We start from the raw sequence: 13,708 nt of genomic DNA, 5'->3' as shown, positions 1-13,708 counted from the left end.
CTGACGCCGTCGCTCAGTGCTTGAGGATCTTGGAGAGGAAGTCCTTGGCGCGGTCGCTGCGCGGGGCGGTGAAGAACTCCTCGGGGGTGCGGTCCTCGACGATGCGGCCGTCGGCCATGAAGACCACGCGGTTGGCGGCCGAGCGCGCGAAGCCCATCTCGTGGGTGACCACGACCATGGTCATGCCCTCCTCGGCGAGCTGCTGCATGACCTCGAGGACCTCGTTGATCATCTCCGGGTCGAGGGCGGAGGTGGGCTCGTCGAACAGGAGCGCCTTGGGATCCATGGCCAGGGCGCGGGCGATGGCCACGCGCTGCTGCTGGCCTCCGGAGAGCTGGGCGGGGAACTTGTCGGCCTGGTCGGCGAGGCCCACCCGGTCGAGCAGTTCACGGGAGCGCCTGTCGGCCTCGTCCTTCTTGCGCCTGCGCACCTTCACCTGGCCCAGCGAGATGTTCGCGAGCACGGTCTTGTGGGCGAACAGGTTGAAGGACTGGAAGACCATGCCGACCTCGGAACGCAGTCCCGCCAGAGCCTTGCCCTCCTCGGGCAACGGCTGTCCGTCGAGCGTGATCGAACCGGAGTGGATGGGCTCCAGCCGGTTGATCGCGCGGCACAGTGTCGACTTCCCCGACCCCGAAGGGCCGATCACCACGACCACCTCGCCCCGGCCGACGGTGAGGTTGACGTCCTGCAGGACATGCAGCTCCCCGAAGTACTTGTTGACGTCACGGAGCTCGATCAACGGATCGACGGCCATGCGCAGCCCTACTCACTTTCAGCTGTGTCGTGGTTGCCGCAAACTATCCACATAAGAATGGGGTTGAGGCACGACACGCACTTTTCTGTCATTAGCCGTATTTACGCGCTCGCGCCTCAGTTCTCGGCCACCTCGGCGTACAGCTGGGACAGTTCGGGGGTCCCGGTCGCGGCCCACTCGCGCCCTGCGGCGACCACGTCGACCTCGCGGCCGGACGTCAGCCTGACGACCGGTTCCCCGCCGGGCCAGATCGCCCAGACGGCGCCGGGCACCGTACGCACCACGACCGTCCCCAGGTAGAGCCCGGCGTCGTGACCGAACCAGGGCAGGGTCTCGTCGTCCTCGCGCCAGCGCGGCGGAAGCTGGTCCAGCGCCTCCAACGAGGCGGCCGTGTCGTCGAGCCCGATCCCCTGCCGGGCCGCGTGCGCACGCAACAGCTCGCATTCGGAGAGGAGTTCGGCGATCCCCTCGGGGTCCTCGGCCAGCACCGTCGCACGGTACTTCTTGCTCCTGTTGCCCAGGAAAGGGATGTTCATAAGCCCAGCGTGACATTCGTACCGGCGTGCGCACCACAGGCGCGCTGGCATACGCCGACGGCCGAAGCCCCGGCCCGGGCGGGGGGCGCACGTCGTCGGCCGGGCCCCGGCTCCCGCTACACCTCGAGGTCGACCACGACCGGGGCGTGATCCGAGGCGCCCTTGCCCTTGCGCTCCTCACGGTCGACGTAGGCGTCCTTGACGGCCCGGGCGAACGGCTCGTTGCCGTACACCAGGTCGATGCGCATGCCGCGGTTCTTGGGGAAACAGAGCTGACGGTAGTCCCAGTACGTGAAGGGGTGGTCGTACTTGAGAGGGCGCGGGACGACGTCCGACAGGCCGGCCTCGCGCAGCGACGCCAGGGCGGCGCGCTCGGCCGGGGTGACATGGGTGAGGCCCTCGAAGGCGGCCACGTCGTGCACGTCGTCGTCGGTCGGCGCCACGTTGTAGTCGCCCATCACCGCGAAGGGGCGGCTGCCCGCCGCGTCGCCCGCGACGGCCGCCTTGAGGGCCTCGAACCACTGGAGCTTGTAGGCGTAGTGCGGGTGGTCGACCTCGCGGCCGTTCGGCACGTACACCGACCAGACGCGGACCGGGCCGCAGGTCGCCGAGATGGCGCGCGGCTCCTGCGCCCCCTCGTAGCCGGGGTCGCCCGGCAGGCCCTTGACGACGTCCGCCAGGCCGACGCGGGAGATCACCGCCACGCCGTTCCACCGGCCCGTGGCGTGCACCGCGGCCTCGTAGCCCAGCTCGCGCAGCTGGTCGAGCGGGAACTGCGCCTCGGCGACCTTGGCCTCCTGGAGGCACAGCACGTCGGTGCCGCTGCTCTCCAGCCAGGCCAGCAGCCTGGGCAGGCGGGCGGTGATCGAGTTCACGTTCCAGGTCGCGATGCGCATGCCTCACAACCTACCCGGAGGGTCCGACAACGCCCTCCCTCAGACCTCCGCGGACGCCCCCGGCGACAGCCGGCCGTGGTCGGCGCCGCCCAGGTTGCCCAGGTGGGTGTCGTAGATCGGGCGGGCGAGGTCGGTGAGGAGGGCGTCGTGGATGTCGTAGACGCGCTGCGGCCGGACCTCGCGGACGTACTCGATGACCTCGGAGATCTTGTTCCAGGGGGCCTGGACCGGGACCAGCAGGGTCTCCACCGGGTGCTCGGGGACGGTGAGCGCGTCTCCCGGGTGGAAGACGCGGCCCTCGTCGACGAGAAAGCCGACGTTGGTGACGCGCGGGAGGTCGGGATGGATGACGGCGTGCAGCTCGCCGTGGACCTGCACGTCGAAACCCGCGGCCGTGAACGTGTCGCCGTGGCCGACGGTGCGCACCCGGCCGGGGAACGCGGCGGACAGCTTCTCCGCGACGGACCTCAGGGTCCAGATCCCGACGGCCGGGTCGGCCTCCAGGGCTGCCCGCAGCCGCTTCTCGTCGAAGTGGTCGGGATGCTCGTGCGTGATCAGGATCGCGTCCGCGCCGACAGCGGCGTCCGCCTCGCTGAACCCGCCCGGGTCGAGGACGAGCGTGCGGCCGTCCTTCTCCAGGCGCACACACGCGTGCGACTTCTTGGTGAGCTTCAGAGCCGTCATGAGGTCCATCCTGCCCCCGCGTCCTGTGCGGGGCTCACTCGGTGGGGGTGGTCTCCTCCCGGATGACCTCCTGCGCCACCTTGAACGCGCTGTTCGCCGCCGGTACGCCGCAGTAGACGGCCGCCTGGAGCAGCACCTCCTTGATCTCGCCGGGGGTGAGGCCGTTGCGCAGCGCGGCGCGGATGTGGAAGGCGAGCTCCTCCAGGTGGCCGCCCGCGACCAGCGCGGTGAGCGTGACGCAGGAGCGGGAGCGCCGGTCCAGACCGGGCCGGTCCCAGATCTCGCCCCAGGCGTAGCGGGTGATGAACTCCTGGAACTCCCCGGAGAAGTCGTCCGCCTGGGACAGCGCCCGGTCGACATGGGCGTCGCCGAGGACCTCCCGGCGCACCTTCAGACCGGCGTCGTACGGATCGGGGCGGCCCATGACCTGCACCGGTTCGAGGACCGGGGCGGGGGCGATCTCCGCGATGGCCACCGGCTGCAAAGGCTGCTGGGGCGCGCTCGGGACCGCCCTGACGGGGATGCCCGGGACGGCCGTCTGCCCGGTGGCCGAGTCGTGGGCGGGCTGCCAGGCGGTGGAGAAGTGGCGGACCAGCAGGTCGGTCACGGCCGCGGGCTGCTCCACCGGGACCAGGTGCGAGGCGCCCGGTACGACGGCCAGCCGGGCGTCCGGGATGCCGGCCACCAGGGTGCGCGCCTCGGCCGGGCCGGTGACCTGGTCGTCCGAGCCGACGAGGACCAGCGTCGGCACCCCGACGAGGCCGATCTCGGCCCGCACGTCGAAGGCGGCGAGGGCCTCGCAGGCCGCTATGTAGCAGCCCGGGTCGGTGGTGCGCACCATCTGCACGGCCCACTCGGTGATCGCGGGCTGTGCGGCCGCGAAGCCGCTGGTGAACCAGCGGTCGGGCGAGCTGCGGGCGATGGGGTCGAGGCCGTTGGTGCGGACTATCACGCCCCGCTGCCGGAACTCGTCGGCCGTGCCGAACCGCGGCGAGGCCGCGATCAGCGCGAGCGAGGCGACCCGCTCCGGGTGCCGCAGCGCCAGCTCCACGCCGACCGCGCCGCCGAACGCGCAGCCCGCGTACCCGAAGCGCTGCACACCCAGCGCGTCCAGGGTGGCGAGCAGCCGCGCGGCGAGGTCGGAGACCGAGCCGACCGGGTAGGCCGGGGCGCCGCCGTGGCCGGGCAGGTCGAACCGGAAGATCCGCCACTGCTGAGCCAGCTCGGGGACCTGGCGGTCCCACATGTGCCAGGTGGTACCCAGTGAGGGACCGAGGATCAGGACGGGAGCCTCTTCTGGCCCGTCAAAGCGGTATTGCAGGGTGTTCGACGGTGTCTCACTCACGCCCCAGACCCTCTCACGTCTCACAGACGCCCCTATAACGCGGGGGTGCGGGAAACCGGTCTGACCAGGTTGAAGACCTCGCGGGCTGCGTATCGCTTGAGGCATCGGATGATCTCACGACGGGTCTTGCCCTCCTGGGTGCGGCGTCCGTAGTACGCCTGGGTGCGCGGGTCGTGGCGCAGCCGGGTGAAGACGATGCGGTGCAGGGCGGCGTTCGCCTGGCGGTCGCCGCCGTAGTTGAGCCGGCGCGTGCTCCGCCGGCCAGAGGAGTACTCGATCGGGCTGACTCCGCAAAGGGCAGCAAAGGACGCCTCGGTGTTCAGCCGCTCGGGGTTGTCTCCCATGGTGATCAGGAGAGTGACGGCGCTGTCCGGACCGATGCCCACCGGTGTCAGCAGCTGTGGGGCGTGACGCTCGACGAGCCGGGTCAGGCGTTGGTTGAGCTCGTCGATCTGTCCGGTGAGCTGTTCGATGCGCTCGGCGAGCATACGCAGCGTCATGTGGGTGGCCTGGGTCACCGCGTCCTCGTCTCCCCCACCGTCGAGTGGGCCGAGGCGCGCGCAGGTGCGGAACAGCTCGGCGTTGCCGAGGCTCGACATTCGTTCCCTCAGGGCGGGGTCGGCTATGACCAGGACGGCCTTGAGCTGGTTGATCGCCTGGGTGCGGGCCTTGACCGCGGAGTCCTTGGCGAGCTTGTAGATCCGGGCGCTGTGCACCGGACCGTCGCCGGACTTGGCCCGGGCCCGGGCGCGGCCGCTGAGCACGGCCCGCGCGGCGGCCTGCGCGTCGAGCGGGTCCGACTTGCCGAGCAGCCGGCGGGCCGTGCGGTCGGGCCGGTTCACTTCGATCACTTTGACGTGCTGAGCCAGCAGGTACCGGGAGAGGCCCGCTCCGAAGGTGCCGGTGCCCTCCACGCCGGCCCGGCGCACCGTCCCCCGCTTGCGGGCCCAGACGAGCAGCTGTCGGTAGCCGGCCGCCGTGGCCGGAAAGGATTTGGTGCCCAGGATTTTCCCGAGCGGGGAGACCACGGCGGCGACATGCACCTCTCCGTGCGTGTCCACGCCCAGAACGACCTCGCGCCGAACTGGAGGATCCGTGCTGGAGGAGGTGCTGCGCTGTCTGGTCGTCATGATGGTTCGCCTCCCACGTGTGTGACGTGCTGGCTGGGTGGATGGCACCGGCCTGCTCGGGCGGTCTGAACTGTGATGGCGCCTGATCGTCGGCAAGGCCCCTATGGGGACACGCCCTGTGGCTCGGTACCAGCAGGCGCCATCCCGCAACGACAGTCGACAAGCCCGTGACTGGACACTTCGGTCATAGATCTCATGAGTCAGACCCCCGTCCGGGACGGCATCGCGCAACCGTCCCATTGATCCCGGCACAACGGCATGACTCGATCACTGCCGGATGGCTTCGGCCGAACCGGCGCTCAACCTGGCCTGGGCGGGGTGACAATGAGTTGACTCTTCGTCTGCTCGTGACCGGCATTGACGGGCAGCCGTGTGGCCCGCCTTATCGGCTGTCCTTCGTCGACCGGGGCACGAACGGCCTCGGACCCTCTGTTGGTAAGCGGCCGGCCACAAGTTCTGTAGCTGCTGCGCGAGATTCTCGCCCGTTTCCCCTTACCTTCTCCGGGAGATGGATGCTCTGCTCGGGGCGTCGTCGCCCGCGCCTTCGTCCGCCCCGAATCCGGCGCGGCAGACGGCCAGGACCACTGAGGATCCGGGCGCAGCGGACGGCTCACCCATAGCGCCCCCCCTGGTATCAACGGTGATGGGGAGTCGGACACGAGACACGGCCCGCGGAACACGGTGGACCACGCGGATCGCGGCGCTTTGCCCTGACCTCACGGTGCTGCTCAACGGGCTGGTGATCTGCCTGGGGTTCGTGGGCCATGGCCAGAGCACCCTGCTGCTGGCCGCGTGGCTGACCGGCCGCGCCGGGGCGAAGACCCTCAAGGTGCTGGAGCTGGCCGCAGTCGCGGTCGGCGCCTCCACCTTCGTCCCGGCGGCCGTCCGTAACCTGTTCACGCACCGGCACGTCGGTGTCGGCACGCTGATGACCATCGCCGCGGTTGGTGCGGTGGCACTCGGTCAGTTCTTCGAGGCCGCCATGCTCGGCGTGCTCTTCTCCATCGCCGAAGGGCTCGAGCACTACGCGGTCGTCCGCACCCCGGCACGGCCTGCGCGTCCTGCTCAACCTGGTCCCCGACACCGCCTCTGTCCTCCGCGGCGGACACGAGGTCCAACTCGCCCCCGGCGACCTGGCGCCGGGCGATGTGATGCTGCCGCGCCCCGGACAGCGGGCCGCCAGCGACGGCGTCATCCGCTCCGGGCGCACCAGCCTGGACCTGTCCGCCTCTGTGCCGGCCCGTACGTCGCGCTGGAACGCTGGCGTGCCGGAACCGCGGAACCTTTGCGACACACCTTCAGCACCGCGCAGATCCTTTCGAACGTCGGCGCCCCCGTACGAGTCCGGGCCGACACATGGATCGAAGAACTCGGCCGCGCGGAGACACTCCTGCTGCCCGCGGCGTGCCGTGACGTCGAGATCAGCGGACCGGCCGACGTCCTCATGGGCTACCTGCCCGACCTCGACCGCGATGTCCGTGGCCCGTTGCTCGCTGCGGGATACCCGCTGCCTCTCCTGCGGCAGTTCATCGCATTGTCAGCCTGACACGCAGCCGTTTCCCTCGCGTTGAGGGGCGTCCGCCCGAGACGCGTGGAACCGACGGTTCAGCAGAAAGCTGCACGTCGGGCACCGAAAGGGAGCGATCAGCTCGCGGCGCCACTACCTCACGAACAGCGCCAAGGGACGGGGAGCATCCGAGGGTGGGCCGCAGGGCAAGTCGTCGTCCCAGCGTGGTGGGGAGAGGTCTGGCGGCTTCAGGAGCGGTGGATCGGCCCCCCGCCGCGCCCAGATGGACCGTGAGACAAGGCCCCCCAAGTCCCATCCCCTCGGACTGTGGCGGGCGAGCGGGGACGGCGCGGACGGCAATGCCGGACCCCGCGCGTGGCGAAGTCCGGCTTGGCGAGGGCCTCAAGATTCGTCGCGTACGTCGTCCTGGCTAAGCCCGGCTTCCTCCATCGTCTCCCGCATGGTGCGGCCGGTGGCGCCGTCGCCCTGCCCGCTGGTGGTCTCGGCACCAGGCGTCTCGATGACGTCATCGGTGGACGTCGTCTTCGGGCGGTTCTCCTCGGGTACGGTCACGACTTCTCCTCGCTCGTTCCTACGGCGGGCTCAGGCCGGGTGGTCCGGCTGCTGCTCGGGAGGCGTACCGCCGCCCTCTCCTCCGCCCTTGTCGCCGCGGTCCGTGCCATGGGCATGGCTGCCGCCTTCGTGGGCGGGCTGTTCCGCCTTGCGGGCCTGGCTGTCCTGCGGAGTGCCCGCCCCCTTGTCACTGCGCCGCAGCTCGGGCTGTTGCGGGTTCGACATCGGCTCTCCTCCTTGCGTTACCTCGCGCTTGCTTTACCTCGACACCGAAACACTTGCCGATCACACGGGTGGCTCACGGGCTCCGCCCCAAACGTTCAGCCGAGACATTCATCCCGTGAGCCTGCCGTCGAGCGTCTCGACAGTCGCCGGCACAGGGGCGGACTCGCCGCACGCTGCGGGTTTACGCAGCGCCTGCGGTACAGGGTCGGCACCGACGCCCAGCAGCCTCTGCCGATGGGCCGGAAAGCCGGTTCTGCCAGGACCTGCCCCGTGGCCGCCCAACGCGCTGCACCCGGCGTGACCACAACTACCGCTGCACGCGGCTCCGTGATCCGTGCTACCCGAGCGTTCGGATGATCATTCCGCTGCGCGGCCGCGTGGGGATGCGGTCCAGGGAAATGGTCAGGTCCTGCGGCGGAACCTCGTAACTCAGGTCGGCCAGGCGACGGGAAAGCGTCTCCAGGATGCCCACCGCCAGGGCCTCGCCGGGGCAGCGGTGTCCGGTCCGTGGGTCCGCACCGCCCTGAGGGATCAGTTCGTCACGGCGGGGCGGACGGTCGAGGAACCTCTCCGGGCGGAAGGAGTACGGATCCTTCCACAGGCGTTCGTCGTGGTTCTGGCCGTAGACGTCCAACAGGACGAGGCCGCCGGCCGGGACGTGGCGGCCCTGCCAGGTCAGGTCGGTGACGGCCTGGCCGCCCAGGAAGGGGGCGAAGGGGTAGAACCGGCGGACCTCGTGGGCGAACGCCGTGGCGAACCCCGCCTCACCCGCGCGCAGGCGCTTCCCGTGCTCGGGCCAACGGTGCAGGGCGTGTGCCGCGAAGGCCACGAAATAGCTCAGCGCCGTGGTGGGGCGGATGACGTTGAGCAGCTCCACCGCCGCGATCCTGGGCGTCATTTCGGCGCCGGTGGCGTCGCGGTGGCGGCAGACCCGGTCCAGCACGGAATCCTCCGGGGCCCGAGCCGTCCCGGACCTCACTTCGGTGACGAGGCCGGCGAACCGCTGTTCCTGGCGGGTGCGGGCTCGCCTGGCCCGCCAGTGCCGGGCGCCCGCCGTGGCGAACCCGTCCACCATGGCCAGCAGGTCCCGCGCCAGGGGTTCCTCCTCGTCCTCGGCGAGGGGGACGCCGGCCCAGCGGCAGACACCGCGCGTGATCACCCGGCCGACGGCATCGAAGAGCACCACGCTCGGCTGCTGCCGCCAGTACGGTACGGCTTCGTCCCAGGCGGTGGCGATGTGCTCGGCCGAGCCCGTCACCGCGTCGGTCTCCAGCAGGGGCAGGAAGAGCGACTTGCGCTGCCGGTGGGCGTCGCCGTCGAGGGTGTGAACCGCGCCGTGGCCGAAGAGGGTGCTCAGGACCGGGCCGGGAAGTGCGCCGTGGCGCCGGACGTGCTCCTCGTCGTAGAAGAACCGGACCGCCTCGGGGCCCCGCACGGCCAGGGCCGGGCGTCCGAGGACGCGCAGGTTCAGCGCGGTGTCGCCCTCGGCGCGCATCAGGTCGGGCAACCAGGCGTAGCCCTCCGTCAGGAGAGCCAGGGATTCGGGAACCGATCGGTGAGAACTCATGGCACCGGAGTGCCCGTGGCGGCCTTCCCGACACGGGCACGATTTCAGCCGCCGACGGCGGTCACGCCCTCACTCCCGCCGCCCGGGATCTTCCTCGGTCCCGGCCCCGGTCCCCGGCTCCGCCAGCCGCCGGTGGGCCGCCGCCTTGACTCCGTCGGGCAGCACCTTTCCGGCCAGCCCCTGTGCCTTGGCCTTCAAGGATCCCGTCACGACCTTCTTCTCGCCCTCCACGATCGCCTTGAACGCCTGCTCGGCCACGTGTACGGGGTCGTCCTTCTTCATGGTGCCGATCCGGGTGTCCTCCGCCATGCCCGCCCGCCGGAAGAAGTCCGTCTCCGTGGCGGCCGGCATGAACGAGGTCACCGTGACACCGGTGTCCTTCACCTCCTCCGCCAACGCCTCGGCGAAGGACTGCACGAAGGACTTGGACGCGTTGTAGACGGGCTGGAAAGAGCCCGGCATCGTCGCGGCCACGGACGAGGTGAAGGCGATCCGGCCGGCACCGCGCTCCACCATGGCCCGCAGCAGCGGCTTGGCCAGCCGAACGGTCGCGGTGATGTTGAGATCGATGATCTCCTGGTCGTCGGTCAGGTCGGTGTCGACGAAAGCACCGCCCCGGCCGACTCCCGCGTTGAGGACGGCGACGTCGACCGTCAGCCCGTCGAGCGCGTCCAGCAGCCGGTGTCGTCCTGCGGCCGTCCGGAGATCGGCGCGCACCGCGTGGACCTCCGCGCCCGACTCGCGCAGATCCTGCGCGGCGGACTCCAGCCGCTCGTCCTCGGCGTTCACCACGAGGTCGTAACCGTGGAGCGCGAACTGCCGGGCCAGCTCACGGCCGATTCCGCTGGACGCGCCGGTGATCAGGGCGATTGGCGGTGTGTGCTTCATGGCGGACGAGTAACCGCCGCGCCGTGTGCCAAGCGCCGTGGGGCCCCTTGATGTGGTTCGGTGACGCGCGGTGCTCTGCCCGGCCAGGACGTGTCCCCCGGCCGCTCGTACGCGGTCTGTGCCTCGCCACGCCCGGGCGGGCAGGGCTGTGGTCATTGAGGCGGAGCATCCAGCGGGACCGCGGCCGGAGCTCGTGCGGTGCCGTACCGACGTGGACTGGTGACTCCCGGAGTGGAGTACGGGAACGGCGTTCCCGTGCATCGCGCGACCTCGGTGGGGCCGATGGATGACCATGACGTCGATGAGGTACCGCGGAAGGCACTGGACCGGCTGACGCTGCCGGCCGAGGCCACCTCGGCATTGTGGAGCACGCCGGACGCGACGAGGGCGTGGGAGGAGCAGGAGCGCTGCTGCTGACCGGCATGACGACGCCCGTGACGGCCGGCCCCGAACCGTCGTCCTCGCCCGCGACCCCTGGCCGTCCTGTTGCCGGCTAGAGGCTGGTCAGGATCTGCGGGGAGATGTTCTTGATCATGGTGTTGGACCAGCGCATCTGCCGCAGGGTCTGCGGGTGACAGGACGAGGCGAGCGCCAGGAGCCGGTCGTCTTGGGTGGCCTGGGCCGCCTGGGCGAGCATCTCCCAGTGCAGCGAGTTCTCGGTCGCTCCCAGATGCAGTTCACGCAGGTCGCGCAGCAGGAGCAGGCCGGGCTCGGGCCGGTGGCCCATGGCCTCAGCCGCCTTCTCCCTGAGTGTCGCCAGGACGCCCGAGTCGGACGAGTCAGCCGGCTCATCGAGCTTCACCCCGTAGTGGTGACCGGTGTCGGCCAGTCGCTGGACGTGTTCGCGGGACCAGACGGCCAGGTCGGTGGCGACGTGGTGGATCTCGTGCTCGACGCGATGACGTTCCGCCACCGTGACCAGATGCCTGGCGAGATGCTTTTCGCCGTGGTGCAGCAGGCGCAGGGTCAGGGTGATGCCGTTCACCGGCTTCCCTCCGCCTGTCCGTGCCATGCGGCGCCGTCCGACTGCGCCACGCTCGCCGAGGGGCCTCCCGCCGTTGCGGGAACGCCGCCGCTCCGTGACGGCGCGGACGCGGTGGTGGTCGGCGCGGTGGCCGCCTGGCCGTCACCGCGTTCGACGAGGGTGAGAGCCGCCGCGGCCGTCTTGAACAACGGCTGCTTGGAGACCGGATCCCAGTCGGTGACGGTCGTCTCGTTGGCGGCGCGCCCGGGCGTCTTCTCGTCCGGGCCGTGACCGGCCGGGGTGTCCCAGTAGCCGTAGTGGAACGGCACGAACAGCAGTCCCGGCCGGATGTCGGTGACCCGGACCCGTGCCCGCAGCGCGCCGCGGGGCGTGGAGACCTCCACCAGGTCGCCTTCGTTCACCTCCCGCTCGTCCGCGTCGGCGACGGAAACCTCCACCCATACATCGGGCGCGGCTGCGTTCAACTGCGGGGCACGCCCGGTCTTGGTCCGGGTGTGGAAGTGATAGATCGTCCGCCCGGTGGTGAGCTGGAACGGGTACTCCGCATTGGGCTGCTCATGCGGCGGCACATACGCGGCGGCTTTGATCACCGCCTTGCCGTCCGGATTCAGGGAGCGGTACTCCACCACACTGTCCGTCGCACCGGTGAGGAGATCCTTTCCGTACGTCTCGCACACATCGGGGTGTGCCCAGCTGATGCCGTCGGTGTAGAGACGTTCCGTGCCTTCGGGTGCGTCCTCGTTGCACGGCCACTGGATACCGCTGGGACCGCGCAGTCTGTCGTAGGTGAGGCCGGTGTAGTCGCACGGCCGGCCGGCGCTGCACCGTTTCCACGCCTCGAACGCCGACTCCGGGTCGTGCCAGTGGATCAGGGCGCCGCCGTCCTTGTCGCGGAAGTCCATACGCCGGGCGTAGTCGAGGAAGATGTCCAGGTCCGGCTTGGCCTCGCCCGGCGGGTCGACGGCCTTGTCGGACAGGTGCACGGTGCGGTCGGCGTTCGTGAACGTCCCGGTCTTCTCCCCCCAGGTCGCGGCGGGCAGCACCACGTCGGCCAGTTGGGCGGTCTCCGTCAGGAACAGGTCCTGCACGATGACGAACAGCCGCTCCTGCGACAGGATCGAGCGGATGCGGGACAGCGCGGGCAGGGAGACGGCGGGGTTGGTGCCGCTGATCCACAGCATGCGGATCGAGCCCTGTTCGGCGTAGCGGAACATCTGCATCGCGTGGGTGGGCGGCGCGTAGTGCGGGATCTGCTTCGGTTCGACGTTCCAGACCTTCGCCAGGTCCGCGACGTGCTGGTCGTTCTCCCAGTTCCTGAAGCCCGGCAGGTCACCGTTGGCGCCGCACTCCCGGGTGTTCTGGGCGGTGGGCTGGCCGTTCATCTGCAGCACGCCCGCTCCCGGTCGGCCGAGCATGCCGCGGATCAGGTGGATGTTGTTGATCTGCACGGCGGCCGCGGTGGCCTGGTGGGACTGGTAGACGCCCTGCAGGACCGTCGACAGCAGCCGGTCGGCCGAGCCGATGGTCTCCGCCGCCTCGCGGATGCGCGCGGCCGGGACGTCGCAGATGCCGGCCGCCCACTCGGGGGTGCACTCCTTGACCCGGGCTTCCAGCTCCGCGAAGCCGACGGTGTGCGCTTCGACGTAGGCGTGATCGACCCGGTCGGTGCGGATGATCTCGTGCAGCAGCGCGTTGAGCAGCGCCACGTTGGTGCCGCCGCGCGGGGCGAGGTGCACCGTAGCCCGGCGCGCCACCTGCGTCGGCCGGGGGTCCACGCAGACCAGGCGGGGCGGATCGGCGCCGTCGAGCCGGTCCAGGATGCGCATCCACTGCACCGGCTGCGTCTCGGCCAGGTTGTGCCCGTACAACGCGATGACGTCCGCGTGATCGACGTCGTCGTAGCTTCCGGGCTGGCCGTCGCAGCCGAAGGACTCCTTGAGCGCTTCGGCGGCCGTGGAGGTGCAGAGCCTGGTGTTGCCGTCCAGGTGATTCGTGCCGATGCCGGCGCGGGCCAGCACCGCCAGCGTGTAGTACTCCTCCAAGAACAGTTGGCCGGTGGTGTAGAAGCCGATCGAACCGGGGCCCTTCTCGTGCAGAAGAGTCCGGGAGCGGGACACGATCCGGTCCATGGCGGTTGCCCAGTCGGTCTCGACCAGACGGCCTTCCGCGCGGACGAGCGGCCGGGTCAGCCGGTCGGGAGAGGCGTTGGCCTGCCAGCCGAACAGGTCCTTCGGCCCGAGGCGGCCGTGGTTCACCCGGTCCTGCGCGCGTCCCCGGACGCCGACCATCCGACCGTCCATGACCGCGATGTCCATCGCGTCACCGTCGGAGTGCAGAATCGACGCGGTCTGCACCCATCGCTGAACGTCATCCGGTGCGACGCCCTCTTCGAGATGAGTGTCCACCCGCGCGGGCCACACCTCGTGGCGCCCATACGGAGTGCGGCCGCCCCACGGCTGCGCGATGCGGTCCACCGAAGCGTCCATGCCGGACCTCTCCATCACAGCCGGCACCCGCCGCGCCGACCGCATCCTCGGTACCCCGGCATCGCGTCCCCGTAACCCCGGTGCTCGTCCCTCCACGCATTCGGTGCACTGAATGAAAAGCATTACTGA

The 13,708-nt window shown here is 70.4% G+C and carries 14 protein-coding genes; 2 read left to right on the top strand and 12 right to left on the bottom strand.

What is annotated here, in order from left to right; genetic code table 11:
* Positions 1–13: 13 nt before the first annotated feature.
* The 6 genes from ACIRPU_RS11695 to ACIRPU_RS11670 form a co-directional block, all read right to left on the bottom strand.
* Positions 14–757, bottom strand: coding sequence for an amino acid ABC transporter ATP-binding protein (locus ACIRPU_RS11695; protein ID WP_355709289.1), 744 nt, complete (start codon positions 755–757; stop codon positions 14–16).
* 116 nt (positions 758–873) lie between these two features.
* The gene (locus tag ACIRPU_RS11690) at positions 874–1,293 is read right to left on the bottom strand and encodes a DUF6278 family protein (protein WP_403864995.1); all 420 of its coding nucleotides are present in this window, start codon (positions 1,291–1,293) and stop codon (positions 874–876) included.
* A 116-nt stretch (positions 1,294–1,409) separates the two neighbouring features.
* Positions 1,410–2,189: an exodeoxyribonuclease III gene (locus ACIRPU_RS11685; RefSeq protein WP_403864992.1), complete on the bottom strand. Its 780-nt coding sequence runs from the start codon at positions 2,187–2,189 to the stop codon at positions 1,410–1,412.
* Between the two features lie 39 nt (positions 2,190–2,228).
* Positions 2,229–2,864 (bottom strand): MBL fold metallo-hydrolase, encoded by a 636-nt coding sequence (locus ACIRPU_RS11680; protein ID WP_403865099.1) that lies wholly within the window; start codon positions 2,862–2,864, stop codon positions 2,229–2,231.
* Positions 2,865–2,907: 43 nt separating this feature from the next.
* Positions 2,908–4,218: a 4-carboxymuconolactone decarboxylase gene (gene pcaC, locus ACIRPU_RS11675; protein ID WP_403864988.1), complete on the bottom strand. Its 1,311-nt coding sequence runs from the start codon at positions 4,216–4,218 to the stop codon at positions 2,908–2,910.
* Between the two features lie 32 nt (positions 4,219–4,250).
* Positions 4,251–5,348: an IS110 family transposase gene (locus ACIRPU_RS11670; protein WP_403864985.1), complete on the bottom strand. Its 1,098-nt coding sequence runs from the start codon at positions 5,346–5,348 to the stop codon at positions 4,251–4,253.
* A gap of 721 nt (positions 5,349–6,069) precedes the next feature.
* Between ACIRPU_RS11670 and ACIRPU_RS11665 the strand changes: the two genes are divergently transcribed.
* Entirely contained in the window at positions 6,070–6,894 is an 825-nt protein-coding gene (locus ACIRPU_RS11665) for a hypothetical protein (protein WP_403864982.1), read from the top strand.
* Positions 6,895–7,257: 363 nt separating this feature from the next.
* On the opposite strand, the gene ACIRPU_RS11660 is transcribed toward ACIRPU_RS11665, so the two are convergent.
* From ACIRPU_RS11660 to ACIRPU_RS11645, 4 genes are all read right to left on the bottom strand, one after another.
* Positions 7,258–7,428: a hypothetical protein gene (locus ACIRPU_RS11660; protein WP_403864979.1), complete on the bottom strand. Its 171-nt coding sequence runs from the start codon at positions 7,426–7,428 to the stop codon at positions 7,258–7,260.
* A gap of 30 nt (positions 7,429–7,458) precedes the next feature.
* A complete protein-coding gene (locus ACIRPU_RS11655; RefSeq protein ID WP_403864976.1) occupies positions 7,459–7,653 on the bottom strand; it encodes a hypothetical protein in 195 nt (64 codons plus the stop codon).
* A 337-nt stretch (positions 7,654–7,990) separates the two neighbouring features.
* Positions 7,991–9,220: a cytochrome P450 gene (locus tag ACIRPU_RS11650; protein ID WP_403864973.1), complete on the bottom strand. Its 1,230-nt coding sequence runs from the start codon at positions 9,218–9,220 to the stop codon at positions 7,991–7,993.
* 69 nt (positions 9,221–9,289) lie between these two features.
* The gene (locus ACIRPU_RS11645) at positions 9,290–10,108 is read right to left on the bottom strand and encodes an SDR family NAD(P)-dependent oxidoreductase (RefSeq protein WP_403864970.1); all 819 of its coding nucleotides are present in this window, start codon (positions 10,106–10,108) and stop codon (positions 9,290–9,292) included.
* A gap of 282 nt (positions 10,109–10,390) precedes the next feature.
* Here ACIRPU_RS11645 and ACIRPU_RS11640 point away from each other — a divergent pair, with 282 nt between their 5' ends.
* Complete coding sequence (locus ACIRPU_RS11640) at positions 10,391–10,525, top strand: hypothetical protein (protein ID WP_403864967.1); 135 nt, start codon at positions 10,391–10,393, stop codon at positions 10,523–10,525.
* A gap of 76 nt (positions 10,526–10,601) precedes the next feature.
* Here the strand turns inward: ACIRPU_RS11640 and ACIRPU_RS11635 are convergent, their stop codons facing one another.
* Both ACIRPU_RS11635 and ACIRPU_RS11630 read right to left on the bottom strand, forming a co-directional pair.
* Positions 10,602–11,093, bottom strand: a complete 492-nt coding sequence (locus tag ACIRPU_RS11635) for a hypothetical protein (protein WP_403864964.1) — start codon at positions 11,091–11,093, stop codon at positions 10,602–10,604.
* Entirely contained in the window at positions 11,090–13,579 is a 2,490-nt protein-coding gene (locus ACIRPU_RS11630; RefSeq protein ID WP_403864961.1) for a molybdopterin oxidoreductase family protein, read from the bottom strand. The genes ACIRPU_RS11635 and ACIRPU_RS11630 overlap by 4 nt, the downstream gene beginning before the upstream one ends.
* Between the last annotated feature and the right edge of the window lie 129 nt (positions 13,580–13,708).

The organism is Streptomyces sp. NPDC102259 (assembly GCF_044766465.1).
Classification (GTDB): Bacteria; Actinomycetota; Actinomycetes; order Streptomycetales; family Streptomycetaceae; genus Streptomyces.
This window is presented reverse-complemented; position numbering and strand designations above follow the sequence as displayed.